The organism is Anaeromyxobacter diazotrophicus (assembly GCF_013340205.1).
Classification (GTDB): domain Bacteria; phylum Myxococcota; class Myxococcia; order Myxococcales; family Anaeromyxobacteraceae; genus Anaeromyxobacter_A; species Anaeromyxobacter_A diazotrophicus.
This window is the reverse complement of record NZ_BJTG01000006.1, coordinates 310,913-335,875: the sequence shown is the minus strand read 5'-3', so window position 1 is coordinate 335,875 and position 24,963 is coordinate 310,913. Positions and strand designations below refer to the sequence as shown.

15 protein-coding genes are annotated in these 24,963 nt (G+C 74.7%); 7 read left to right on the top strand and 8 right to left on the bottom strand.

The genetic code is table 11. The annotated features are described in order from the left end of the window. Nucleotides 1-5: 5 nt before the first annotated feature. Entirely contained in the window at nt 6-578 is a 573-nt protein-coding gene (locus HWY08_RS22245; RefSeq protein ID WP_176066356.1) for a molybdopterin-dependent oxidoreductase, read from the bottom strand. 429 nt (nt 579-1,007) lie between these two features. On the opposite strand from HWY08_RS22245, the gene HWY08_RS14390 reads away from it, so the two are divergent. Beyond that, nucleotides 1,008-2,216 carry an ABC transporter substrate-binding protein gene (locus HWY08_RS14390; protein WP_209005158.1) on the top strand — a complete coding sequence of 403 codons (1,209 nt, stop codon included), beginning with the start codon at nt 1,008-1,010 and terminating at the stop codon, nt 2,214-2,216. A gap of 21 nt (nt 2,217-2,237) precedes the next feature. Then, a complete protein-coding gene (locus HWY08_RS14385) occupies nt 2,238-3,089 on the top strand; it encodes a PfkB family carbohydrate kinase (RefSeq protein WP_176066352.1) in 852 nt (283 codons plus the stop codon). Here HWY08_RS14385 and HWY08_RS14380 read toward each other — a convergent pair. Together HWY08_RS14380 and serC are read right to left on the bottom strand one after the other, a co-directional pair. Then, a complete protein-coding gene (locus HWY08_RS14380; RefSeq protein WP_176066350.1) occupies nt 3,076-3,543 on the bottom strand; it encodes a universal stress protein in 468 nt (155 codons plus the stop codon). The genes HWY08_RS14385 and HWY08_RS14380 overlap by 14 nt on opposite strands. A 98-nt stretch (nt 3,544-3,641) precedes the next feature. Further along, nucleotides 3,642-4,769, bottom strand: a complete 1,128-nt coding sequence (serC, locus tag HWY08_RS14375) for a 3-phosphoserine/phosphohydroxythreonine transaminase (protein ID WP_176066348.1) — start codon at nt 4,767-4,769, stop codon at nt 3,642-3,644. 133 nt (nt 4,770-4,902) lie between these two features. Between serC and HWY08_RS14370 the strand changes: the two genes are divergently transcribed. From HWY08_RS14370 to mptB, 4 genes are all read left to right on the top strand, one after another. After that, the gene (locus HWY08_RS14370) at nt 4,903-7,395 is read left to right on the top strand and encodes an efflux RND transporter permease subunit (RefSeq protein WP_176066346.1); all 2,493 of its coding nucleotides are present in this window, start codon (nt 4,903-4,905) and stop codon (nt 7,393-7,395) included. After that, the gene (locus tag HWY08_RS14365; protein WP_176066344.1) at nt 7,392-8,132 is read left to right on the top strand and encodes a DUF3047 domain-containing protein; all 741 of its coding nucleotides are present in this window, start codon (nt 7,392-7,394) and stop codon (nt 8,130-8,132) included. Before HWY08_RS14370 ends, HWY08_RS14365 begins: the two co-directional genes overlap by 4 nt. Nucleotides 8,133-8,444: 312 nt before the next feature. Further along, nucleotides 8,445-10,193, top strand: coding sequence for a glycosyltransferase family 39 protein (locus tag HWY08_RS14360; protein WP_176066342.1), 1,749 nt, complete (start codon nt 8,445-8,447; stop codon nt 10,191-10,193). A gap of 5 nt (nt 10,194-10,198) precedes the next feature. Beyond that, complete coding sequence (gene mptB, locus HWY08_RS22100; RefSeq protein WP_176066340.1) at nt 10,199-11,611, top strand: polyprenol phosphomannose-dependent alpha 1,6 mannosyltransferase MptB; 1,413 nt, start codon at nt 10,199-10,201, stop codon at nt 11,609-11,611. 9 nt (nt 11,612-11,620) lie between these two features. Here the strand turns inward: mptB and HWY08_RS14350 are convergent, their stop codons facing one another. The 3 genes from HWY08_RS14350 to HWY08_RS14340 are packed head-to-tail and all read right to left on the bottom strand — an operon-like array spanning nt 11,621 to nt 16,436. Further along, complete coding sequence (locus HWY08_RS14350; protein WP_176066338.1) at nt 11,621-14,707, bottom strand: efflux RND transporter permease subunit; 3,087 nt, start codon at nt 14,705-14,707, stop codon at nt 11,621-11,623. A 20-nt stretch (nt 14,708-14,727) separates the two neighbouring features. Further along, nucleotides 14,728-15,804: an efflux RND transporter periplasmic adaptor subunit gene (locus tag HWY08_RS14345; protein WP_176066336.1), complete on the bottom strand. Its 1,077-nt coding sequence runs from the start codon at nt 15,802-15,804 to the stop codon at nt 14,728-14,730. After that, nucleotides 15,801-16,436, bottom strand: coding sequence for a TetR/AcrR family transcriptional regulator (locus tag HWY08_RS14340; protein WP_176066334.1), 636 nt, complete (start codon nt 16,434-16,436; stop codon nt 15,801-15,803). The genes HWY08_RS14345 and HWY08_RS14340 overlap by 4 nt, the downstream gene beginning before the upstream one ends. Before the next feature lie 135 nt (nt 16,437-16,571). On the opposite strand from HWY08_RS14340, the gene ipdC reads away from it, so the two are divergent. After that, nucleotides 16,572-18,194, top strand: a complete 1,623-nt coding sequence (ipdC, locus tag HWY08_RS14335) for an indolepyruvate/phenylpyruvate decarboxylase (RefSeq protein WP_176066332.1) — start codon at nt 16,572-16,574, stop codon at nt 18,192-18,194. A 367-nt stretch (nt 18,195-18,561) separates the two neighbouring features. Here the strand turns inward: ipdC and HWY08_RS14330 are convergent, their stop codons facing one another. Next, a complete protein-coding gene (locus HWY08_RS14330; RefSeq protein WP_176066330.1) occupies nt 18,562-20,340 on the bottom strand; it encodes an acyl-CoA dehydrogenase family protein in 1,779 nt (592 codons plus the stop codon). A gap of 88 nt (nt 20,341-20,428) precedes the next feature. Further along, complete coding sequence (locus HWY08_RS14325; RefSeq protein ID WP_176066328.1) at nt 20,429-24,943, bottom strand: Lhr family helicase; 4,515 nt, start codon at nt 24,941-24,943, stop codon at nt 20,429-20,431. Nucleotides 24,944-24,963: the final 20 nt, after the last annotated feature.

Genomic DNA, 24,963 nt, shown 5'->3' with positions numbered 1-24,963 from the left:
CTGTGTCAAAGTCGTGCTTGGTGTTCCACGTAGGACGTGCCGAAGAGCCGCCCCATCTTGTTGAAGAGGTAGCACTCCTCGTTCGTGTTCTGCGCGCCGCCCAGGAAGCCGATGGCGTCGGTGCGGCGGACCGGGTACTCGACGTCGCCGTCCTTCTCGGTGGCGACCCAGGTCGCGTCGCGGACCTGCTTCACCTTGGCGGCCACCTTGGCGATGGCCTCGTCCCAGGAGATCTCCTGCCACTTGTCGGAGCCGGGCGCGCGGTACATCGGCTTCTTCACGCGCCGCTCGGACACGTGGGTCGCGATCATCGCGCTGCCCTTGGCGCAGAGCGAGCCCTGGTTGATCACGTGGTCGGGGTCGCCCTCGAGGTTCACGAGCTCGCCGTCCCGGACCCGGCCCACCATGCCGCACCCGACCGAGCAGAAGTTGCAGGCGGTCGTGTACTCCTTGACGTTCGCCAGCTTGAGCTTGCGGGCGGCGGCGTGCGCCTCCGGCATGCTCACCAGCTCGCCGAGCGCGAGGCCGGCGCTCCCTCCGGCCGCCAGCTTCAACCAGCTCCTTCGGCTGAGACTCATCTCCACTCCTTCCGGCCGCGGGGGCGGCCTCGTGTGCGCGGCGGCGCGAGCCCGCCCGCCGTCAGACATTTGACCGGGCGCAGGGGTTTCGATCGAACCCGTACCCCCCGTCCGGTAAACGCAACTTTTGCGAGGACGGGAGCCCTCCCATCCCTCGCAGGGGCCAGGCTTGCGGGAACCGGGCCAGCCGCCGGACGGCGGCCGGCAAAACCTGAGTCCGGCCGTGCGGCTGAGCCCTCTTGTTCACAGTGAGTGATGCACCCGGAATCCACTTCGCCCCACCCTGCCCTACCTGACCCGCGCACATCCACCCACCGTCACGCGTTCGAAACTGGCTCGCCTCCATTCCGTGCGTCACGATGTCGCGGTACGCTCTCGGCGGCGGATCGAGCGCGAGCTCGCGCCTCCGCACGACGCAGGAGGAAGACCATGTGGCAGCGCCCTCTCAAGCTCGCGGCCCCGCTGGCCGCCGCGCTCCTCGCCGTGGCGCAGCTCGCCCCGGCGCCGGCGCGCGCGCAGGCGAACGGCGTCACCGACAGTGAGGTCGTGTTCGGGATGAGCGCGCCGTTCTCCGGCCCGGCCCGGGAGCTCGGCCGCGAGATGAAGGTGGGGCTCGAGCTGGCCTTCGCCGCCGCCAACGACGCCGGCGGCGTGCACGGCCGCCGGCTGCGCCTGCTGGCGCACGACGACGGCTACGAGCCGGCCCGCGCGCTGGCGGGGACGAAGGAGCTCCTCGACCAGCGGCGCGTGTTCGGGATCGCCGGCAACGTCGGCACCCCCACCACCGCCGCCGCGCTCCCCTACGTGCTGGAGCGGGGGGCCCTCTTCTTCGGCGCGTTCACCGGCGCGAAGCTCCTGCGGAACGAGCCGCCGGACCGGTTCGTCTTCAACTACCGGGCGAGCTACGCCGAGGAGACCTCGGCGGTGGTCCGCTACCTGGTGGAGGTGCGGCGCTTCCGGCCCGGGCAGATCGCGGTCTTCGCGCAGGAGGACGCCTTCGGCGACGCCGGCTTCTACGGCGTGGCGAAGACCATGCGCCGCTACCGCTACGACCCCGGCCAGGTGCTCCGCGTCGGCTACAAGCGGAACACCCAGGACGTGACGGACGCGGTGCGGACCATCCGCCAGCACGCCCCGCGGCTCAAGGCGGTGGTGATGGTCGCGACCTACAAGGCGGCGGCGCGCTTCATCGAGAAGGTGAAGGAGTCCGGCGCTCCGCTCGTCTTCACCAACGTCTCCTTCGTCGGCTCGAACGAGCTGGCCGAGGAGCTGATGCCGCTCGGCCCCCGCTTCGCGGAGGGCGTGATCGTGACCCAGGTCGTGCCGCTGCCGACCTCCGCCGCCACCGCCATCCTCCGCTACAAGGACCTGCTCGCGCGCCACGCGCCGGGAGAGCGCCCCGACTTCGTCTCGCTGGAGGGCTACCTGGCGGGCACGCTGCTGGTGGAGGGCCTGAAGCGCGCCGGGAAGAACCTCACCACCGACACCCTGGTCGACGCGCTGGAGAGCATCCGCGGGCTCGACCTCGGCATCGGCGTGCCGCTCTCGTTCGGCCCCTCCGAGCACCAGGCCTCCCACAAGGTATGGGGGACCGTCCTCGACGGCAGCGGGACCTACAAGACGCTGGACCTGGAGTAGCGCGCCGGGCATGAGGACCTCGTGACGCGCGGGGTCCTGCGGCTGGCGGTGGTCGGACACGTCGAGCACGTGACCCTGGGGCGCGTCCCGGCGCTGCCGCCTCCCGGCGGCATCGCGCACCTCGCCGCGCCCCGGACCTTCGCCGGCGGCGGGGGCGGGGTGGCGCTCCTGCAGCTGGCGAAGGCGCCGGCCGAGGTGCACCTCTTCACGGCGCTCGGCTCGGACGAGGCGGCGGGCGAGGTCGCGGCGGCGCTGCGCGGCGCCGCGGCCACGGTCCACGCGGCGCGCCGCGCCGGCCCGCACACCCGCGACGTCGTCCTCGTGACCCCGGACGGCGAGCGCACCATCGTCGTCGTGGGCGAGCCGCTCCACCCGCGGGCCGAGGACCCCCTGCCCTGGGAGCTGCTCGCCGCCTGCGACGCGGTCTACTTCACCGCCCAGGACCCCGCGGCGCTGCGGCGCTGCCGCGCGGCCCGGCGCCTCGTCGTCAGCGCGCGCCGGCGGGAGGCGCTGGCGGCCTCGGGCGTACGCGCCGACGTGGTGGTGGGGAGCGCGGTCGACCCGCGCGAGGCGAGCCGGCTCGCCGACTACCCGGTCCCCCCGGGCGCGCTCGTCCTGACCGAGGGCCCGGCGGGCGGGCGCGTCGAGCGCGCGGACGGGACGGTGGAGCGCTTCCCGGCGCCGCCCCCGGCGCGCGTCACCGGCGCCGCCTACGGCGCGGGCGACAGCTTCGCCGGCGCGCTCACGTTCTTCCTGGCCTGCGGGCTCCCGGTGGTCGAGGCCTGCGCCCGCGCCGGGCCCTACGGGGCGGCGGTGCTGGCCGGCCTCGACCCCGGCGCGGCCCAGCTCCCGCTGGTGCTCACACCAGCTTGAGCGCGGCCGCCGCCGGGTCCGCCTGCCTCACGGTGAGCACCGGCACCGGCGAGGTCTGGACCACCTTCTCGGCCACGCTGCCGAGGAGCGCGTGGGCGAGGCCCCGCCGGCCGTGCGTGCCCATCACGATGAGGTCGGCGCGCTCCTCCTCCGCGGCGGCCACGATCTCCTGCCAGGGCGCGCCGAGCTTCACCAGCGCGCGCGGGTGGACGCCGTCGCGGTCGGCCCGCGCCACGAGCCGCTCCAGCGCGCGCTGCGCCTCCTCCACCAGCGGCGAGGCGAGGTCGCCTCCCGCCTCGCACATGGCGGCGGCGGCGTAGCCCCCGAGCTCGCAGACGTGCACGACCGACAGCGCGGCGTTCATGCTGCTCGCCATGTCGAGCGCCACCTGGAGCGCGCCCGCCGAGGAGCCGTCGAGATCCGTCGCGAAGAGGATGTGCCGGAACGCGCCCATGGCTCCCTCCTGCGCAGGGATCAGACCACTGTCCCTCGTTCAAGGGGAGCCCTCGGGCTGCGGTATGGCGTCGCGCACCCCCCCTCGACAGGGGGATCTCAGGCGCCGCGCGCGAACTCGCCCATGAAGGCGATGAGCTCGTCCACCCAGGCCGGCTCCACCGCGTTGTAGGTCGAGACGCGGATGCCGCCCACCGAGCGGTGCCCCTTGAGCCCGACCATCCCGCGCTTCTTCGCCTCGGCCACGAACCGCTCCTCGTCCTGCTCGGAGGGGAGCCGGAAGACGACGTTCATCACCGAGCGGCTCTCCCGCTCGACCGGCGAGCGGTAGAAGGACGCGTGCTGGTCGATGGCGGCGTAGAGCTTCTGCGCCTTCAGCCGGTTGCGCTGCTCCATGGCGCCGAGTCCGCCCTGGCCCTTCAGCCAGGCGAGGACGTTGCGGATCATGTAGATGCCGAAGGTGGGCGGCGTGTTGTAGAGCGACCGGTTCTCGGCCGGCGTGCGGAGCTGGAAGATCTTGGGGATGTCCTTGCGACCGCGAGCGACGAGCTCCTTCGAGACGATCACCACCACCACGCCCGACGGCCCGATGTTCTTCTGGGCGCCGGCGTAGACGAGCCCGAAGCGCGCCGGGTCGAACCTCCGCCACAGGAAGTCGCTCGACATGTCGGCGATCAGCGGGACGGCGCCGGGCGCGGGGAACGGCCGGCCCGGGTCGACCTCGTACTGCACGCCGTGGATGGTCTCGTTCGAGGTGACGTGCACGTAGGCCGACTCGGGGTCGACCTTCACCTCCGCCGGGCGCGGGACGCGCGTGTAGCTCTTCTCCTTGCCCTCGCCCACCCCGGTGGAGCACGAGACGCGGGCGGCGCCGCCCAGCATGGCGGTCGCGACCTTCGCCTCGGAGAAGGCCTTCTCGCCCCAGGCGCCGCTCACCACGTACTCTGCGGTGCGGCCCTTCTCCACCAGGTTCATCGGGATCTGCGCGAAGAGCTGCGAGGCGCCGCCCTGCACGAAGAGCACCTCGTGGCTGTCGGGTACGCCGAGCAGCTCGCGGAGGAGCGCGATGGCCTCGTCGTGGACCTTCTCGTACTCCTTGCCGCGGTGGCTGTGCTCCATGACCGACATGCCGCTGCTGGCGAAGTCGACGAGCTCGTCGCGGGCGCGCTCGAGCGCGGGCAGCGGGAGGGCGGCGGGGCCGGCGTTGAAGTTCTTGACGCGGTTCATGGGGACCTCGTTCGGTGGGAGCCGGGAGCTTAACGCAGTCCCCGGCGCCGATCTCGACCCTCGCGCGCCGCCCCTCTACGGGCGCGCGCGCCCGTGGTACGAAGTCCGGCAGCCCGGAGCCTCCCCGACGCCCATGACCCAGCCGCCGCGCCCTCCCCTCCTCGACCGGCTCACCGCGTCCTCGCTGCGGCACCCGTGGCTGTACCTCGGCACCGCGCTCGCCCTCGCCGTGGGGAGCGGGCTGCTGGCCTCGCGGCTCGAGGTCCGCTCGAGCTTCGCGGAGCTCCTCCCCTCCGACGTCCCGAGCGTGCGCCTCCTCCACGACCTCGTCCGGCGGGTCGGCGGGGACGGCACCGTGCTCGTCATGGTGGAGGCGGTGGCGGGCCCGCAGGACCTCGCGCGCGCGGAGGCGATGGGCAAGCTCCTGGCCGACGACTACCTCGCCTACGGCCCGGGCGTGATCCGCTCGGTCGAGTGGAGCATGAAGCCGGTCGAGTCCTGGTTCGGCGACCACTGGCCCATGTTCGTGCCGCTCGAGGACCTGCAGCGGGCGCGCGACGCGCTCCGCCAGGAGAAGGCCCGGGCGAAGGCGCGCCTCCTCGACCTCGGGCTCGACGACGCGCCCCCGGAGCCGGTCCGCGCGCTCCGCGCCGGCCCGCTCGCCGACGTCCTCGACCCCTCCAAGCCGACGCCCCGGGAGCAGGTGGCGAAGCGCTTCGCCCGCTACCGCGACGGCTACCTCGTCCACCCGGACGGGCGCTCCGTGACGATCGTGGTCCGCCCCACCGGCACGAGCCTCGGGGTGGCGGAGACGCGCGCCCTGCTCGACCGCATGCGCGCCACCGCCGACGCGCGCCTGAAGGAGCCGGCCGGCCAGCACCTGCGGGTTGGCTTCGGCGGCACCTTCCCGGCGCTGCTCGTGGAGTACGAGTCCATCATCCACGACGTCGGCTCGACGTTCCTGTTCGTGTTCGCGCTCGTCCTGACCTCGCTCGTGCTCTTCTTCCGCGACCTGCGCTCGGTGGCGGTGCTGGCGGTGGCCATCCTGGTCGCGATCGCGATCACCTTCGGGATCACCCGCCTCGTCATCGGCTACCTCAACACGCAGACCGCGTTCCTCGGCTCCATCGTGGTGGGGAACGGCATCAACTACGGCCTCATCTACCTGGCGCGGCTGAACCAGCTGCGGCGGCGCGGGATCGGCCTCGAGCCGGCCTGCCTGGAGGCGGCGCGCGACGCCGCCAAGGCCACCCTGCTCGCCGCCATCGCCACCAGCGTCTCCTTCGGCACCCTCATCCTGGCCGCGAACCGCGGCTTCAGGCACTTCGGGTTCATCGGCGGCATCGGCATGACGCTGTGCTGGGTGCTCACCTTCGCGCTCGTCCCGGCGCTCATGCAGCTCCTCGAGCGGGTCCGGCCCTGGCGCGCCGCCCCCGGCGCGGCCGGCGGCCCCCCCGGGCGCGCCGTGCCCTCCTGGCTGGAGCGGGCGTTCGCCCGGCCGCTCCTGGTGACGGTCCTCTTCGGGGTCGCGACGCTGGCCGCGGGCGGGTACTTCGTCTCGCGGCTCGGCACCGTCGAGGAGACGAACCTCGCGAACCTGTCGAACGACGTGCGCGGGGACCCCGAGGCGGCGCGCGACGCGGCCCGCGCCAACGCCGCCACCGGGCGCTCCAACGCCGGCGCGATCGCGCTCCTGCCCTCGGAGGCGGACGCCGACGCCTACTGCCGCGTCGTGCGGGAGCGCACGGCGGAGCGCCGACAGCAGGGCATCGTCGACGGCTGCGAGACGCTCGCCAGCGTGGTCCCGGAGCACCAGCCGGAGAAGCTGGCGCTGCTGGCCGAGCTCCGCGCCGGCCTGAGCCAGGCGACGCTGGAGGCGCTCCCGCCCGCCGAGGCGGCCCGGGCGCGCGCCCTCCGCGCCGACCTGGCCCGCCAGCGGCCCATGACCGTGGCCGAGGCGCCCGCCAGCCTCGTCGACCGCTTCCGCGAGCGGGACGGCACCGTCGGGCGCATCGCCTTCGTGCGCGCCTCGGGCGACGCCAAGCTCGAGCTCGCCCAGAACATGTTCGCCTTCGCGTCGCTGGTGCGCGGGGTGCCCGTGGGTGGGCGGACCTGGGACGCGGTCGGAGAGAACCTCATCTTCGCCGACCTCCTCTCGAACGTGCAGCGGGAGGGGCCGGTGACCACCCTCCTCTCGTTCGCGGGAGTCTGCCTGCTCGTCGCGCTGTTCTACCGGCGCTGGCGGCTCTCCAGCCAGGTGCTGACCTCGCTCTTCGCGGGCGCGGTCCTCATGGCGGGGGTCGGGACCCTCATCGGGCTGAGGATCAACGTGTTCAACTTCATCGTCTTCCCCATCACCTTCGGCATCGCGGTCGACTACGGCGTGAACGTGGCCGAGCGCGCCGAGCGCCGCGGGGACGTGCTCGCCGCGCTGGCCGAGGTCGGGCCGGCCGTCGCGCTGTGCTCCTGGACCACCGTGGTCGGCTACGGCTCGATGATCTTCTCGCTCAACAAGGCGATCCGCTCCTTCGGCTGGTACGCGATGATCGGCGAGCTCACCACCATCGTCGCGGCCCTGGTGCTCCTGCCGGCGATCGCGATCGTCCGGCGGCGGGAGCACGCGTGAGGGCCCCCGTGCGCGGAGGCGGCCGGGCGCTGGCCGCGGCGCTCGCGCTGGCGGCGTCGCCCGGGCTCGCGGCTGGCCCGGCGCCCGAGGCCCCGCCGCCCGCGGACGGCGCCGTCGCGCCTCACGGGAGCGGCGCGCCCGAGGACCCGAAGGCGCTCCGGGTCGACGTGCGCGACTTCCAGGTGGTGAAGAACGACTCCGGGCCGATCAACTACTACACGGTGGTGGCGGACGCGGACGGCGAGTACCTCCACGGCTCGTACGTGCCGCCCATGGAGACGACCGTGCTGGCGTGGACCATGCCCGACCGGCTGCGCCGCTCGGCCGCCCGGGTGCGCTGGCGCTGGCGCGCGGCGATCCTGCCCGTCGGCGGCAACGAGTGCGTCTCCGGCAAGAACGACTCCGCCGCCGTGGTGTACCTCACGTTCAAGCGCGGCTTCCGCTGGTACGCGCTCAAGTACGTCTGGAGCACGGTCGGCCCCTGGCGGGCGACCTGCGACCAGCGCCGGAACCTGGTGAACGCGCAGGACACCATCGTCGCGGAGACCGGCGGGCCGGTGGGGGTGTGGCGCACGGTCGAGGTCGACCCCCTGGCCGAGTTCCGGCGCCACTTCGACGCGGGGCGCAGCGGGGCCGAGGCCCCCGAGTTCATGGGCATCGGGGTCATGAGCGACGGCGACCAGACGCAGAGCCCGAGCGCCGCCGACTTCGGCGGCTTCGTGGTCACGCTGCGCTGACCGCGCCACCGCTCGCGCCGGCGCCTCGCCTGCACGAAGGGTGAAGGTCCCGGGGCGCGGCGCCGCCCGCCGCTCCGCGGGCGCCCCGGCCGCAGATCCCCTCGATCGCGGCTCCCCGCGCGGTGGGCGGGGGTGCGCTGGGCACCGCAACCAGGGCATCGACGTCAGAATTGACCCGCGATTGGTCTGACATGGATGCCCCAGTGCTCAGAAAATCTGCTGGGACAGTCGCCAACTTGGCGCGGCGCGGCGGGCTCGTGGTAATAACAGCCGCTGTCGCGGTACCCGCGCGGGGGCGTGGGAGGAGAGGCTTTGAGAACGACGTCCGTCGCTGCTCAGAAGATCGGCCTCGCGCCCGCGCCGCGCGACCGGTACGCGTCCGGCCCGGCGTTGCACGGGCTCGCCGGCTCGCAGGGCGTCCAGCCGTGGGGCTGGGCGGGCCTCGTGACGCTCGGTCTCATCGTGACGGTGGGGCTCTGGTTCCGGCTGCGCGGCCTCGCGGCCGAGGGCTTCGCCGACGACGAGGTCCACACCTGGCTCATCGCCCACAACTACCTCCGCTTCGACTTCCTCGCCGACGAGCTCGAGCACCCCATCCTCTCGAAGGGCCTGGTCGCGATCGCGATCGCGCTCCTGCCGAAGCGCCTCGACCCGGAGCTCGTGACGCGGCTGCCCAACGCGCTCCTCGGCGGGCTCACGCTCTGGGCCATCGCCGACCTCGGCCGCACGCTCTTCGGGCGGTACGCGGGGCTGCTCGCGGCGGCGCTCGCCGCCTGCTCCACCACCTTCATCGGGTACCAGCGCGTGGCGCGGGAGGACGTGCTCGTCGGGCTGGCGCTGCTGCTCGTGCTCCGCGCGTTCGTCGCGGCGCTCAACGCGGCGGCCGAGGGGCGCGCCCGCGACGCGCGCCGGTGGGAGCTCGTCGCCGCCGCGATGGTCGGCGTCATGTTCGCGGCCAAGTACTACTTCTTCTTCTTCCCCATCCCGCTGCTCGCCTGGGCGTGGACGCGGCGGGGCGCGCGCTGGCAGATCTCGCCGGCGCGGTGGGCGGCGCTCGTGGGCGTGGCCGCGGCGACGTTCCTCGCGCTCGACTTCCCGCTCCTCGCGCCGCGGACCTGGGAGTACCTGTGGCGCTGGACGCACGGCGCCCACATCGGCGATCGCGCCACGAGCGAGAGCATCCTCTTCATGGGGCAGCTCTACTCGAACATCGGCCTCCGCTACCTCGGGGCCACGCCGCCCTGGTTCTACCTCGTGTTCGCGGCGGTGAAGCTGGCGCTCCCCACGGTGATCCTGGCCGCGATCGGCCTCGGCATCGCCCTCTGGAAGCGGACGCCGTCCCACCGCATCGTCCTCGTCTGGATGGCGGTGTGGTACCTGAGCTTCCTCATCACCGGCGCCAAGTACGGCCGGTACTTCACCTCGGTCGCGCCCGCGTTCTTCCTGCTCGCGGGGCACGCCACCGCGGTCCTGGCCCGCGCCGCGGCGACCCGCCTCCGCTCCCACGTCGGCGGCGGGGTGCGCTTCTCGCTGCAGCGCCTGGCCTTCGTCGGCACCGCGCTCCTCGTCACCGCCGCCGAGGCGCACGCCGCCGTCACCCACGCGCCGCACTACCGCATGTACGTGAACGCGCTCGGCGGCGGCGACGCGCGCGTGACGTGGTTCTTCCCGCACTGCGACCTCTTCGACGTCGGGTTCCGCGAGGCCGTCGCCGCCATCGCCCGGCGCGCCGAGCCGAACGCCGAGGTCTGCTCCGAGACCGAGTGGCCCGCGCGCCTGTACGCCGATCGCGACGGACGGCCCGACCTCGCGACCTCCACCATCACCGAGAGCCACGGCTGCCGGACCGGCCAGCCGTGCTACGTCGTGGTCGAGCCGGGCCGCCGGTACTGGCACAACAGCCAGGCGCTGGATCGCCTCGCCGAGCGGACGCCGTGGCACGTCGAGCGCGTCCGCGGCGCCGAGGTGGCGCGGGTCTACCGCCTCGAGGCCGGCGAGTCGCTCTTCTCTCCGGTGCCGCCCACCGCGGCGATCGCGGGGGGCGCCCGCGTCGGGCAGTAGGCGCCGTGCAGCTCCTCCGCGGCGAAGGGGCGGGCCCGCCCGCGACGCGCAGGCTCCTCGCCCTGCTCGCCCTCAGCCTGGCGGCCCTGGTCGTCATCACCTGGGTCCGGGTGGGCTGGCTGCGGACGCTCCTGGTGGACCGGACCGGCACCCCGTGGAGCTACGGCCTGCTCGGCCTGGCCTGGCTCGCGGTGAGCGTGCCCGGGGCGCGCGCCTACCTCCGCGCCGTCGAGGACGAGCGCGCGAAGCTGCGGACCGTGCTCGCCGGCGCGGTGGTGCTGCACACCACGGCGGCGCTGACGCTCCCGTACACCTCCAACGACCTCTTCTCGAACCTCGCCTACGGCCGGATGGCGCGGCTCGGCCTCGACCCGTACGCCTCCGGCCCGGGCGTGCTGCCGGCCGGGGACCCCTTCCGCGCGCTGGTCAGCGTGAACTGGATCGACGCGCCGTCCGTCTACGGCCCGGTGCTCACCTGGCTCAACACGCTCGCCGGCCGGGCCGACACCGTGCCGGCGGCGATGGCGATCTTCAAGCTCGCCATGCTGGCCGTGACGCTCGCGACGGTCGGGGTCGCCTACCTCGTGTGCCGGCGCCACCTCGCGCCCGGCCGCGCCGCCCCGGCGCTCGCGCTCTTCGCCTGGAACCCGCTGCTCGCCTACGAGATCGCCGGCCAGGCGCACAACGACGGCGTGATGCTGCTCGGGCTCACCGCCTTCGTGTGGGCCGCGCTGGGCGGCCGGCGGCTCCTGGCGGTGGCGTTCCTCGGGCTCGCCTTCTGGGCCAAGTTCGCGATCGCGCCGGTGGTGGGGCTCTACCTGTGGCACCTCGCCAGGACCGACCGGCGGAAGGCGGCGCTGGGCGCGCTCGTCTTCGTGGGCATGGGCGTGCTGCTCTTCCTGCCGTTCTGGAAGGGCCCGGAGACCCTCCTCGGCCCGCTGGCGGCGGTGCGCGCCAACCCGGGGCGCATGACGCGGTCCTTCACCGAGATCGCGGCGTTCTTCGCCGGGCTCGCGAGCGCGCCCCTGCGCGCCTCGGCCTACCGGATCGGCTGGACCCTGGGGCAGCTCCTGCTCGTCGTGCTGGCGGTGCGGGCGGTCCGGCGCGTCCGCGACCTCGCCTCGGTGCTGCACGAGTCGCTGGTGTGGCTCCTCGCCTACCTGCTGGTCGCCTCGCCCTTCGTGCTGCCCTGGTACCTGACCTGGGTCCTGCCGCTCGCGCTGGTGGAGGCCGACCCGCGCCTGCGGCGGCTCGTCGCCTTCTACTCCGCGCTCACCCTGGTGGCCTGGTGCGCCGACGTCCCGGAGCTGCAGGCGGCGGTGGTGAACACCTGGGTGCTGGTGCTGGCCGCGCGCTGGTGGCGCCGCCGCGGCGCCGAGGCCGAGCCCTCCGTCGCCTACCGCGCGTCCGCGGCCTAGCGCAGCCGGTCAGGCGGCCAGGTCGGCCGGCGCCGCCGGCGCCGCGCGCCCGCCGCGCCGGGCCAGGCGTGCGCGCAGCGCGTCCAGGCTGGCGTAGACGACCGGCACCACCCCCAGCGTCAGGGCGGTGGAGGTGACGAGGCCGCCGATGATGGCCACCGCCATCGGGACGCGCGTCTCCGCCCCATCGCCCTGTGCCAGCGCCACCGGGATCATGCCGGCGATCATGGCGACCGAGGTCATGAGGATGGGGCGGAGGCGGATGGGGCCCGCCTCGAGGAGCGCCTCGCGCGTGCTGCGGCCGGCCGCGCGGAGCTGGTTCGTGAACTCGACGAGGAGGATGCCGTTCTTGGTCACGAGCCCCATGAGCATGATGAAGCCGATCATGGCCATCATCGACAGGTACTGGTTCGCGAGCAGCAGGCCCGCGATGCCGCCGATGACCGCGAAGGGGAGCGACATCATGATGGTGAAGGGGTGGACCAGGCTCTCGAACTGGGCCGCCAGGATGATGTAGATGAGCACGATCCCGAGCAGCAGGGCCTGGAGGAAGGCCTTGCCCGCCCGGCCCAGCTCGCGCCCCTGCCCCTCGAAGTCGAACTGCACCCCCTTCGGCAGCTCCTTCTGCGCGAAGGCGGTGAGGTAGCTCATGCCCTCGCCGAGGGAGTAGCCGCGCAGGTCGGCGAGCAGCGTCACCTGGCGCATCTGCGCCTGGTGCTCGATCTGCGACGGGCCCACCGCCGGCACGATCGACGCCAGGCTGCGCAGCTCGACGAGCTGCCCACCGGGCGCGCGCACCGGCACCGCCCCCAGCGCGGCGGGGTCGGCCAGCACGTCCGCCGGCAGCTTCACCTTCACGTCGTAGCTGTCGCCGCCCTCGTGGAAGTCGGCCACCTTGTCGCCGCCCATGAGCGCGCGCACGTTCTGGCCGACGAGCGCGGCCGGCACGCCCAGCGCCGCCGCTCGCTCGCGGTCCACCACCACCTCGAGCTGCGGCTTGCCGGAGCGCCAGGTGGTGTCGACGTCCACGAACCCGGGGTTCGAGAGCATCGCCTGCCGCGTCTTCTCGACCGCGGTGAGCAGCGCGTCGAAGTCGGTGCTGCGCAGGTTGAGCTGCACCTGCTGCGGGCGGCTGCCGCCCCCGGCCACCAGCGCGAAGTCCTGCACCGAGAGCTTCGCCGCCGGGCTCACCCGCAGCGTGCGCCGCAGGTGCTGCTTGAACGCCTCCTGCCCGTAGGCGCGCCGCGCCACCGGGACCAGGTTGACGGTGATCTCGCCCTTGTGGACCTCCTCCTGCGCGCCGGCGCCGGCCACCGCGAAGGTCTCGGTGACCCCAGGCACGGCGCGGATCTGGCGCGACAGGTCGTCGAGCTGGCGGCGCGTCTCGTCGAGCGTGCCGCCGCTCGGCAGCTCCAGCGTCACCTTCACCTGGCTCATGTCCTGGCTCGGCATGAAGGTGAACTTGAGGCGGCCCGCCAGGAGGACGGTCAGCACCAGCACCGCGCTCGCGACCGCGAGCGTGAGCGCGCGGTGCGAGAGCATGGCGCCGAGGGCGCGGCGGTAGAAGGCCTCGATGGCGCGGAGCACGCCCTCGATGGCGCGCGAGGCGCGGCCGGGGTGCGCGTGCTCGCGGAGCAGGCGCGCCGAGAGCATGGGCGTGAGCGTCATCGAGACCGCGTAGGAGATGAGCACCGCCACCGCGACCGTGACGCCGAACTGGTAGAAGAAGCGCCCCATGATGCCTTCCATGAAGGCCACCGGGACGAACACCGCCACCACCGCCAGGGTCACCGCCAGCACCGCCAGCGCGATCTCGCCGGTCCCCCGGCGCGCCGCCTCCCAGGGCGACTGCCCCTCCTCGAGGTGCCGGACGATGTTCTCGATGACGACGATGGCGTCGTCGATGAGCAGGCCGATCGAGAGCGTCAGCGCCAGCATGGTGATGACGTTGAAGGTGAAGTGGAGCGCGTGCATGACGGCGAAGGTGCCGATGATGGAGGTCGGGAGCGCCACCGCCGCCACCAGCGTCGAGCGCCAGTTGCGCAGGAAGAGGAGCACCACCACCACCGCCAGGACGCCGCCCAGGATCATGTCCTCCTTCACCGCGTCGATGGAGGAGCGGATGAACTTGGCGCCGTCCACGACGACCTTCACCTCGCTGCCGGGCGGGAGCTGCCCCTGGAGCCGGGAGAGGCTCTCCTCGAGCCGCTCCGTCACCTCCACCGTGTTCGAGCCCGACTGCTTGCGGACGACGAGCCCCAGGGCGCTCCGGTCGCCGAGCCGCGCCACGCTGCGCGCCTCGGCCGGCCCGTCGAGCACCTGCGCCACCTGCCCGAGCCGGAGCGGCGTGCCGCCCGGGCTGGCGATGACGAGCGCGCGCAGCGCCTCCACCGAGCGCGCCTCGGCGGCGAGCTTCACCGAGCGCTCCACGCCCGGCTCGAGGGTGCGCCCGCCCGGCACGTCGATGCTCTGCGCGCGGAGCGCCTGCACCACGTCGCTCGGGGAGAGCCCGTAGCCGCGCAGCAGGCGGGGGTCGGGGACGACGGTGATCTCGCGCTTGCGCCCGCCCACCACCTCCACCGCCCCCACGCCGGGCACCTGCTGCAGCGCCGGCTTCACCACGTCGTCGGTGAGCTGGGTGAGCCGCTCGACCGGCAGCGGCGCCGAGAGCGCCAGCGTCGCCACCGGCGCGGCGCCGATGTCGAACTTCTCCACCACCGGCGTGTCGATCTCCTTGGGCAGCTTCGAGAGCGTGGCCTGGACGCGGTCGCGCACGTCCTGGGCGGCCACGTCGACGTTCCGCTCCAGGTCGAAGCGGACCACGATCTGCGAGACGTTCTCGACGTTCACCGAGCGCAGGGTGTCGAGGCCGGAGAGGGTGTTGAGCGCCTCCTCCAGCGGCTTCGTGACGGTGCGCTCGATCGCCTCCGGGTCGGCGCCGGGGAGGACGGTGGTGACGGTGACCACCGGGAACTCGACCTCGGGGAGCTGGTCGACGCCGATGCGCGGGTAGGCGACCACCCCGAAGACGAGGACCACCAGGGTGAGCATCCCGGTGAACACCGGGCGCGAGATGAAGGTCTTGATGGGGCTCATGGTCGGCTCGCTCCCCTGCCCTACCGCGCCACTGCGACGACGGGATCGCCCGCGGCCAGCGAGCCGGGGTCGAGGATCACCTCGGCCGCCGGGTCGAGGCCGCCGCGCACCGCCCAGGTGCCGGGGTTCACCGGGGCGGCGTCGACCGGGCGGAGCTCGGCCTTGCCGCTCGCCACCACCAGCACCGCCGCCCGGCCGCCCTCGCTCCGCACCGCGCTCGCCGGCAGGAAGAGGCCGCCGCCGTCGGCGAAGCCGCCGAAGTCCACGTTGACGAGCGTGCCCGGCCGGAGGCCGGCGCCGGGCGCCACGTCGGCCAGGACCTCCAGCGTGCGGGTGCCGGGGTCCACCACCGCGCCCTTGACCCGGACGCGCGCCTCGAAGGCGAGCCCGCCCGGCGCGGTGACCCCGCGCACCCGCTGGCCGGGCTTCACGAACCCCTCGATGGCCTCCGGCAGCGCCAGCCGCACCTCCAGGTGGTCGAGGTCGGTGAGGGTCAGGATGGGCGAGACCGGCATCATCGTGACGGTGTCGCCCGCGTTGTGGAACCTGGCGGTGACCACCCCGGCGAACGGCGCCACCAGGGTCGCGTCCGAGACCGCCTGCTCGGCGCCGCGCAGCGCGGCCTGCGCCTGGTCGAGCTGCGCCGCGGCGAGGTCGTGCGCGGTCTGCGCCCGGTCCCACCCGGCGTCGGGGAGCGCGCCCTGCTCGTGCAGCACGCGGCTGCGCGCCAGCTCCTTCTCGGCGGCCGACAGGTTCGCGGCCGCCAGCCGCTCCGCGGCGCGGGCGCTGTCCCGCGCGATGAGCGCGTTCACGGGGTCCATCTCCACCAGCGGCTGGCCCGCCCTCACCCGCTGGCCGACCTCGACCCGCAGGCGCTTGATCTGCCCGGTGGCGCGCGCGGCCAGCGTGGCCTCCTCCCGGGCGCGCAGCGTCCCGGTGGCGCGGGCGAGCCCGGTGTCGAGCCGGGTGGCCGCCTTGCCGACCCGCACCCCGCGCGCGGTGGCCGCGGCGGCGTCGGGCAGGGCGGCCTTCTCGGCGCGGCCCGAGCAGGCGGCGAGGAGCAGCAGGGCGGCGGCGGTGCTCGTGCGACGGTTCATGGAGGTGCTCCTCGACCTGAGAGGGCCGCGATCCCGTGCAGGGCGAGATCGACGACGGTGCGCACCCGCGCCGCGCCGTCGGCGTCGGCGTGGAGCGGGCGATGGTGGAAGGCGAAGGCGACGCCGGCCAGGCCGCGCGCGGCGGCCTCGAGGGGCACGCGCAGCTCGGCGCGGCCGGCGTGGCGGCGCAGCCACTCGAGCAGGAGCTCCTCGTACCGGCCGAGGCCGTGGCTGGGGTCGTGCATCGTCCGCCCGTCGCGGTCCGGCGGCAGGTCGGGCGGGGGCGAGAGGAGGAGCTCGAAGAGCGAGCGGCGCTGCTCGGCGACCTGGAACTGCAGCCGCAGCAGCTTCTCGATCCGCGCCGCGAGCGGGGCCGACCGGTCGACCGGCTCCTCGAAGGTGGCGCGGATCTCGCTCTCGGCGAGGTCGACCAGGGAGCGGAAGATCTCCTCCTTGCTGCTGAAGTACCGGTACAGGGAGGGGGCCGCGTAGCCGGCGGCCTCGGCCAGCTCGGCGAGCGTGGCGCTCGTGAACCCGCGCCGCGCGAAGACCTCGGCCGCGGCCAGCAGGATGTCCTGGCGGGCGCGCTCGCGCACCCGCTGCCGCCGACCGACCGAAGCGCGAACGCTCATTCGCACTTAGTTACCAACCATTCGCGAGGCGAGCAAGAGCATTCGCGGTCGCGCCCGGAGGCGTGACCGCGCGCCGGCGGCGGCGGGCTGCCCGCCTGCTACCTCCCCCCACCGGGTCCGCGCTACAACCGCGGGATGAACCTGACCGAGGCGCTCCTCACCGCCCTGCGCGAGCGGGGGGCGCGCCAGATCTTCGGCATCCCCGGCGACTTCGCCCTGCCCTTCTTCCGCATCCTGGAGCGCTCCGCGCTCCTGCCGCTGCACACGCTCTCGCACGAGCCGGCGGTGGGCTTCGCCGCCGACGGCGCGGCGCGGGCCGGGCAGGGCCTGGGGGTGGCGGCGGTCACCTACGGCGCGGGCGCGCTCAACATGGTGAACGCGGTGGCGGCGGCCTACGCCGAGCGCTCGCCGGTGGTGGTCCTCTCGGGAGGGCCCGGGAAGCGCGAGGCGGGCTCGGGGCTCCTGCTCCACCACCAGGCGAAGACGCTCGACTCGCAATTCCAGATCTACCGCGAGATCACCTGCGCGCAGGTCCGCCTCGACGACGCGGCGCGCGCGCCGGCCGACCTGGCGCGGGCGCTCGACGCCTGCCAGCGGCAGAGCCGCCCGGTCTACGTCGAGCTGCCGCGCGACATGGTGGCGGAGCCGTGCGGCCCGGTGCCGCCCGCGTCGGCGCCGGCGCTCGACGAGGCGGCGCTGGAGGCCTGCGCGGAGGAGGTGCTGGCGCGCCTCGCGGGCGCGCGCGCCCCGGTGCTCATGGCCGGCATCGAGGTCCGGCGCTTCGGGCTGGAGGAGAAGGTGGCCGAGCTGGCGCGGCGCCTCGCCATCCCGACCGTCACCAGCCTCATGGGGCGCGGGCTGCTCGCCCACGCCGACGCGCCGCTGCTGGGCACGTACATGGGCGTGGCGGGGGATCCCCGCCTGACCGAGCGGGTCGAGACCTCGGACGCGCTGTTCCTCCTGGGCGAGATCGTGTGCGACACGAACTTCGCCGCCTCCGAGCGGCGCATCGACCTGCGCCGCACCCTCCACGCCTGGGAGGGCGAGGTGACCCTCGGGTACCACGTCTACCCGGACGTCCCGCTGCCGGCGCTCGTGGACGCGCTCCTCGCCCGCACGCCGCCGAGCGCGCGCCACTTCGAGCCGGAGCGCCCGGTCCACCCGCGCGGCCTCGTCGCCGACGGCGCCCCGCTCACCCCGACCGACGTCGCGACCGCCCTGAACGACCTCATGGCGGCGCACGGGAAGCTCCCCATCGCGGCCGACATGGGCGACTGCTTCTTCACCGCCATGGACGTGGACCAGACCGCGCTGGTGGCGCCGGGCTACTACGCCACCATGGGCTTCGGGGTGCCGGCGGCGTTCGGGGTGCAGGCGGCGACGGGGCGGCGGCCGGTGGTGCTGGTGGGCGACGGCGCCTTCCAGATGACCGGCTGGGAGCTGGGCAACTGCCGCCGCAACGGCTGGGATCCCATCGTCCTCGTGCTCAACAACCGGAGCTGGGAGATGCTCCGCACCTTCCAGCCGGAGTCCTCGTTCAACGACCTCGACGACTGGCGCTTCGCCGAGGTGGCGCCGGCGCTGGGCGGCGACGGGGTCCGGGTATCGACCCGGGCCGAGCTGGCGGCCGCGCTCGAGCGGGCGCGCGTGACCCGCGGCCGGTTCCAGCTCATCGACTGCGTCATCCCTCGGGGCGTGCTCTCGCAGGCGCTCTCCCGCTTCGTGGCCGGGGTGCGGCGGCTCGGCGCCGGCGGCTGAGCCCCCTCCGTTCGCAGGCCGGGGCCGAGCGGGGCGGCGGGGTGGCCCTCCGTCGTCGCTCCGGACGACCTGGCGGGCTGGTACGGCGGCCGGGGCAGAAACGCTCCGCGCCGGGCAATGCAACGTGCCGCGCCGACGAGGTACGCGAGCCCCTCGCGTCGGCGCGGCACCGGCATTGCTGGCGGCAGTGCATCGGGCGGGATTCTCACGCAGGTCGGCCTGCGCTCCTCCGGAGGGCCACCCCGCCGCCCACTTCGAGCGGTTGGCGTACCCGGGAGCTCGTGGGGCTGTCCGCCACGCCCAGGGCGACCGGAGCGAGGTGCGGCGAAGGCCGCCTCCGCAGCGCCGCCCGCGGGCGCCATCGCGCTCAGGCGAGATCCCAGTGGTACCCCTCTCGCTCGAAGGCGTCGTCGGCGAGCGACTTCACGAGCTCGTCGTCGTTGACGTCGACCCGGCGGAGGTTGCCGCGGATGCGGCCGCGGGCGCGGCGCGCGAAGACCCGGAGGATCTCGAGCTCGCGGGCGCTCTTCTCCTCGCCCTCGCTCACCACCGCCGCGTCGACGCGCGACATGACCGAGGCGAGCACGAACAGGTCGATGACGATGTCGCCGATGCGCCGGAGCGCGAACTGCTTCTCGATGATCTTGCGGCCGTGGCGGCGCAGCACGCGGTCGGCCACCCAGGCGAGGTCGCGCGTCGCCTCCTCGAACTGCTCGGCGGTGGGCTTGAGCGCGGGGTGGAGCTTCGTCCAGGTGAGCTTCTCAGCCAGCCGGTCGGGGAGGCGGTCGGTGAGCGCGCCCGGCGCGCGCAGCGTGGCGACCTTGAGCGCGTAGTCGGACATGACCCCGAACCCCTTGATGGGATCGGCGAGCACGCCCTTCAGGCCCGCCGCCAGCTCCTTCAGCTCGGTCGCCACGTCGGCCATGGCGGTGAGCGCGATGAAGAGGCGCAGGATGTCGTTCGTGCCCTCGAAGATGCGGTTGATGCGCGAGTCGCGGACGACGCGCTCGTAGGGGAACTCGCGCATGTAGCCGTTGCCGCCGGCGATCTGGAGCGCCTCGTCGGCCGTGCGCCAGAGCGCCTCGGTGGCGAAGACCTTGGAGATGGCCGCCTCCACCGCGTACTCCTGGTAGCTCTGGTCGATGAGGCCGGCCACGAGCCCCACCACCGCCTCGCTGGCGTAGCAGTCGACCACCATCTCGCCCATCTTCTGCTTCACCAGGCCGAAGTCGGAGATGGGCTGGCCGAACTGCTTGCGCTCCCGGGCCTGCTTCGCGGCGAGGCCGATGAGCTTCTTCATCCCGCCCACGCACCCGCCGCCGAGCCCGGTCCGCCCCGAGTTGAGGATGCGCATGGCGGTCTTGAACCCCATGCCCAGCTCGCCCAGCACGTTCTCGGCGGGGACCTTCACGTCCTCGAAGTGCACGGTGGTGGTGGAGGAGGCGCGGATCCCCATCTTGTCCTCGTGGGGACCGGCCGAGACGCCCGGCATGTCGCGGGTGACGATGAAGGCCGTCATCTGCGCCTTGCCGTTCTTCTGCACCTCGGGGGTCTTGGCGAAGACGGTGAAGAAGTCGGCGATGCCGCCGTTCGTGATCCAGAGCTTGTCGCCGTTCAGGATCCAGTGATCGCCCTGGCGCACCGCGGTGGTCCGCACCGCCGCGGCGTCGGAGCCGGCGCCGGGCTCGGTGAGGCAGAAGGCGGCGATCATCTCGCCGGTGGCGAGCTTCGGCATGTACTTCTTCTTCTGCGCGTCGGTGCCGAAGAGCAGCAGCCCGCGCATGCCGATGGAGCTGTGCGCGCCGACCGTGAGCGCCACCGAGGCGTCGTGGCGCGAGATCTCCTGCAGCGCCCGCGAGTAGGCCGCCGCGCCGAAGCCGAGCCCGCCGTGCTCCTCCGGGATGACGAGGCCGAACAGCCCGAACTCCTTCAGCTCCTGGACGAACTCGCGCGGCATCTCGCCCTTCACGTCCCAGGCGCGGAAGTCGCGCTCGCGGGGCGTGAGGAGCTGGTTCACGGCCGAGAGCACCTGCCGCAGGGTCTCCTTCTCGGCGGGCTTCATCTGCGGGTACGGGAGGACGATCTCCTCCTCGATGCGCCCCATGCAGAGCGCCTGGACGAAGCTGGCGGTCTTCTTGTCCACCATGGCGGACCTCCCGGATGTGTGAATGAACGTATACGACGCAGTGCGGCGAGACGCCGTCCCTTCCGGGACGGCCGCCGCGGCCGGGGGCTCAGGGGACGCCGGCGGGCAGGCCCGGGATCCCGGACGGACGCCCGAGCTGGAGCCCCGCCGAAGAGGGCGCGAACCCCGCCGCGGCCAGGTAGCCCGCCAGCGCGTGGTCCTGCGCCGGCGCGCCGTCGATCTCGGCCACGAGCGCCGGCTCGTGGCGCGCCTGCGCGCCGCGCAGCAGGCTCGCCACGCTCCGCGCCACCGCCTCCCCCACCCGCGAGCGGTCGGGCTCGAGGTCGGGCAGGAAGGCGAGGACCTGGCGGCCGCCGCGCGCCACCCACGCGCCGAGCGCGCCGTCGACGAGCACCACCCGGGCGCCGACCGCGCGCGCCGGCCGCTTCCCCGCCGCTCCCTCGCCGGCCGGGGGCCAGTCGACGAGCGCGCCGTAGGGGTTGGCGGGATCGGTCGCGGCGAGCGTCGCCACCTCCGGCGGGTCGGGCGGCTCGCGCACCGCGCGGAGGAGCTCGAGCAGGCCCGGCTCGGCGAACTGGAGCCCGCCCACCCCCGCGACGAAGTAGCCGCGCCGGATCCGCCCCGTCTCCTCGAGGTGGCGGAGCACCTCGTACACGGCGCCGAACCCGCCCGGCAGCCCCTCGGCGGCGGCGGCGCCGCGGGTGACGAGGCCGTAGCGCGAGAGGAGCTGCCGCGCGACCGCCGCGCTCCACGCGGTGGGCGTGGGCGGGGCCTCCGCCGCCTGCGCCCGCCGCGCGGCGACGAGCGCCCAGCGGCCGCCCGCCGAGGGCGGGACGGCCAGCCGCGAGCGGTAGGGGGTGCCGTGGACGGGCTGGCGCCGGCGCCGCTCGCTCCGCGGCGGCGCCGGCTCGACGTGGGCGCGGAGCGCCTGGAAGGTGTCGTTCGTCACCAGCCCGCGCCAGACGAGCGCCCAGAGCGCGTCCAGCGTCGGCTGCTCGAAGCCGCCGCCGACCGCGGCGTGCAGCTCGCCGAAGAACGAGGCGCCGCGCCGGCCGAGCGCCTCGACGAGGCGCGCCTCGCGCTCCGGGAGCGGCGGCGAGGCCGCGCCCGGCCGCGGGGGCGGCAGGAGCCGCGGGAAGGCGTCGGTGAGGTAGAGCGCCACCCGGCCGTCGCGCTCGCCGAGCGGCTCGAGCCCCACCCACAGAACCTCGCCGCCGGCCGCCAGCCGGTCGAGGTCGCCGCGCAGGTAGCCCTCGACGCGGGCCGGCAGGATCTCGGTCTCGAGGAGCGACGCCGCGAGCGGACACCCCTGCAGCTTCTCCACCGCGTCGAGGACCGCGTCGAGGCCCCGCCGCGGCCGCGTCACGCCCTGCCACGCCGTCACCGCCCGCGCCAGCGCGGCCGGCTCGACCGGCTCGACCTCCTCGCGCAGCCGCGCCAGCGAGCGCCGCCGCGCCGCCCGCAGCACCTCCGGGTCGCACCACTCCCGCTCCCGGCCGCCGGGGCGGAACGCGCCCTCGAGCAGGCGGCCCCGCCCGGCGAGCCGCTCCAGCACCGCCTCCGCCGGCCCGCGCCCGAGGCCGAAGCGCGCCGCCAGCTCGCCGGTGGTGAAGGGCGCGTGCCGCCGCGCGTAGCGCAGGGCGAGCCCCTCGAGCGGCTCGGGCGACGGCCGCAGGAACACCTCCGGCAGGCCGGGCGGGAGCGAGGCGCCGAGCGCGTCGCGGTAGCGGGCGGCGTCCTCGACCGCCGCGAACCGCTCCTCGCCCGCGACCCGGAGCGGCACCGCGCGCCCCTCGGCCACGAGCTGGTCGAGCGCCGCCGCCACCTCGGCCGTGGCGGTGCGCCGCGCCACCTCCTCGCGCGAGAGCTCGCCGAGCCGCAGGAGCAGGTCCGCCAGGCCGTCGGCGCTCCGCGCGCGCCCGGCGGGCGCGAGGTGCTGGAGCTGCGCCTCGAGCTCGGCCAGGGCGTCCGCGTCGAGGAGCTGCCGCAGCTCACCCTCGCCGAGGAGGTCGCGGAGCTGGCCCTGGTCGATGGTGAGCGCCTGCGCGCGCCGCTCCGCCAGCGGCGCGTCGCCGTCGTAGATGAAGCTCGCCACGTACCCGAAGAGCAGCGAGGCGGCGAAGGGCGACGGGGCGGTGGTGTCGGCGGTGACCACCCGTACCTCGCGCGACCGCACCTGGCGCAGGAGCTCGGTGAGCGCCGGCAGGTCGAACACCTCGCGCAGGCACTCGCGGTAGGCCTCGAGCAGCATGGGGAAGGAGGGGAAGCGCGCGGCCACCGCCAGCAGGTCGGCGGCGCGCTTGCGCTGCTGCCAGAGCGGGGCGCGCTGGCCGGGGCGGCGGCGGGGCAGGAGCAGCGCGCGCGCCGACGCCTCGCGGAACTTGGCCGCGAAGAGCGCCGAGGCGCCGAGCTGCCCGGTCACGAGCTCCTCCACCTCCTCCGGCTCCGGGAAGAGGAGCGCGACGTCGGGCGGCGCGTCGCTCTCCGGCATCCTCACGGCGAGCCCGTCATTGGTCCAGAGCGTCTCCACCGACGCGCCCAGGCGCTCCTGAGCCCGCGCCGCCGCGAGGAGCGCCCAGGGGGCCAGCACCGGCCCGCCGAAGGGGGTGAGCAGGCAGACCCGCCAGTCGCCCAGCTCGTCCCGGCACCGCTCCACCACCAGGGTGCGGTCGTCGGGGACGGCGCCGGTGGCCGCCGCCTGGTCCTCGAGGAACCGGAGCAGGTTCCGGGCGGCGCGGGCGTCGAGGTCCGAGCGGCTGCGCAGGCGGGCCTCGGCGGCGGCGGGCGGCAGCGCCCGCAGCTCGCGCACGAGCGCCCCGACGCGGCGGCCCAGCTCGATGGGCCGGCTGGCGGCGTCGCCGTGCCAGAACGGCATCTTGCCCGGCTCGCCCGGCGCCGGGGAGACGAGGACCCGGTCGTGCGTGATCTCCTCGATGCGCCAGCTCGACGCGCCGAGCAGGAAGGTCTCGCCCACCCGCGACTCGAACACCATCTCCTCGTCGAGCTCGCCCACCCGCGCCGGGCCCTTCCCGCCCGCCAGGAAGACGCCGTAGAGGCCGCGGTCGGGGATGGTCCCGGCGTTGGCGATGGCCACGGCGCGGGCGCCCTCGCGGGCGCGCAGGCGGCCGGCCAGCCGGTCCCAGGTGATGCGCGGGCGCAGGTCGGCGAGCTCGTCCGACGGGTAGCGCCCGGCCAGCATGTCGAGCACCCCCTCGAAGACCGGGCGCGACAGCTCGGCGAAGGGCGCCGCCCGGCGCACCAGCGCGTGGAGCGCCTCGACCTCGAGGTCCTCCAGGGACACCATCGCCACCACCTGCTGCGCCAGCACGTCGAGCGGGTTGCGGGGGTAGCGGGTCGCCTCGACCGCCCCCTCGTGCATGGCCTCGGTGAGCGCGGCGCAGGCGAGGAGGTCGGAGCGGAACTTGGGGAAGAGCACCCCCCGGCTCGCCTCGCCCAGGCGGTGGCCGGCGCGGCCGATGCGCTGCAGGCCGCTCGCCACCGACGGCGGCGCCTCGATCTGGATCACCAGGTCGATGGAGCCCATGTCGATCCCGAGCTCGAGCGAGCTCGTGGCGACGAGCCCCCGCACCCGGCCCGCCTTGAGGTTGTCCTCGATGGCGAGCCGCTGGGCGCGGGCGATCGACCCGTGGTGCGCCTGGACCAGCGTCTCGCCGGCGAGCTCGTTGAGCGCGGCCGCCAGCCGCTCGGCCACGCGGCGGCTGTTCACGAAGAGGAGCGTGGTGCGGTGGGCGCGCACCAGCTCGAGCAGCCGGGGGTGGATGGCCGTCCAGAGGGAGGCGCGCACCGGCCCCTGCGCGCCGGGGCCGCCCGCGGGCTCGATGGGCTGGCCGAGCCGCGCCATGTCCTCCACCGGCACCTCGACGGTGAGCTCGAGCGCCTTCCGCGCCCCGGCGTCGACGATGGCCACCGGCCGCCCGGCGCCCCCCAGGAAGCGCGCCACCTCGTCGAGCGGCCGCTGGGTGGCCGAGAGGCCGACGCGCTGCAGCGGGCGGCCGGCGAGCGCCTCCAACCGCTCCAGCGAGAGCGCCAGGTGCGCGCCGCGCTTGGTCGGCACCAGCGCGTGGATCTCGTCCACGATGACCGTCTCGACGTGCCGGAGCACCTCGCGCGCCTGCGAGGTGAGCAGCAGGAAGAGCGACTCGGGGGTGGTGATGAGGACGTCGTCGGGGGCGCGGGCGAAGCGCGCGCGGTCGCGCGCCGGCGTGTCGCCGGTGCGCACCATCACCGAGGGGACGCGGTGCGCCTCGCCGGCTGCGGCGGCCGCCGCCGTCACCCCGGCGAGCGGCGCGCGCAGGTTCTTCTCGACGTCCACCGCCAGCGCCTTGAGCGGCGAGACGTAGAGCACCCGCAGCCGCTCGCGCTTCGGCGGCTCCGGCGAGAACACCAGCCGGTCGATGCAGGCGAGGAACGCGGCGAGCGTCTTGCCGCTGCCGGTCGGCGCGAGGAGGAGCGTGCTCTCCCCGCGCGCGAGCGCCGGCCAGGCCAGCGCCTGCGCCGGGGTCGGGGCCTCGAACGCGCCCTCGAACCAGGCGCGGGTGCTCGGGTGGAAGAGCTCCAGGGGAGCGCGGGCGCGCGCCGTCACCCCCTCGTCTTAACGCCGGC

Bases quoted from the DNA above. Each gene is read 5' to 3' on its own strand.
- HWY08_RS14380 (WP_176066350.1), bottom strand. From the start codon at position 3,543: ATGGGCGCGTTCCGGCACATCCTCTTCGCGACGGATCTCGACGGCTCC.
- HWY08_RS14340 (WP_176066334.1), bottom strand. From the start codon at position 16,436: ATGAGCGTTCGCGCTTCGGTCGGTCGGCGGCAGCGGGTGCGCGAGCGC.
- HWY08_RS14370 (WP_176066346.1), top strand. From the start codon at position 4,903: ATGACCCAGCCGCCGCGCCCTCCCCTCCTCGACCGGCTCACCGCGTCC.
- HWY08_RS14350 (WP_176066338.1), bottom strand. From the start codon at position 14,707: ATGAGCCCCATCAAGACCTTCATCTCGCGCCCGGTGTTCACCGGGATG.
- serC (WP_176066348.1), bottom strand. From the start codon at position 4,769: ATGAACCGCGTCAAGAACTTCAACGCCGGCCCCGCCGCCCTCCCGCTG.
- HWY08_RS22245 (WP_176066356.1), bottom strand. From the start codon at position 578: ATGAGTCTCAGCCGAAGGAGCTGGTTGAAGCTGGCGGCCGGAGGGAGC.
- HWY08_RS14330 (WP_176066330.1), bottom strand. From the start codon at position 20,340: ATGGTGGACAAGAAGACCGCCAGCTTCGTCCAGGCGCTCTGCATGGGG.
- HWY08_RS14345 (WP_176066336.1), bottom strand. From the start codon at position 15,804: ATGAACCGTCGCACGAGCACCGCCGCCGCCCTGCTGCTCCTCGCCGCC.
- ipdC (WP_176066332.1), top strand. From the start codon at position 16,572: ATGAACCTGACCGAGGCGCTCCTCACCGCCCTGCGCGAGCGGGGGGCG.
- HWY08_RS14390 (WP_209005158.1), top strand. From the start codon at position 1,008: ATGTGGCAGCGCCCTCTCAAGCTCGCGGCCCCGCTGGCCGCCGCGCTC.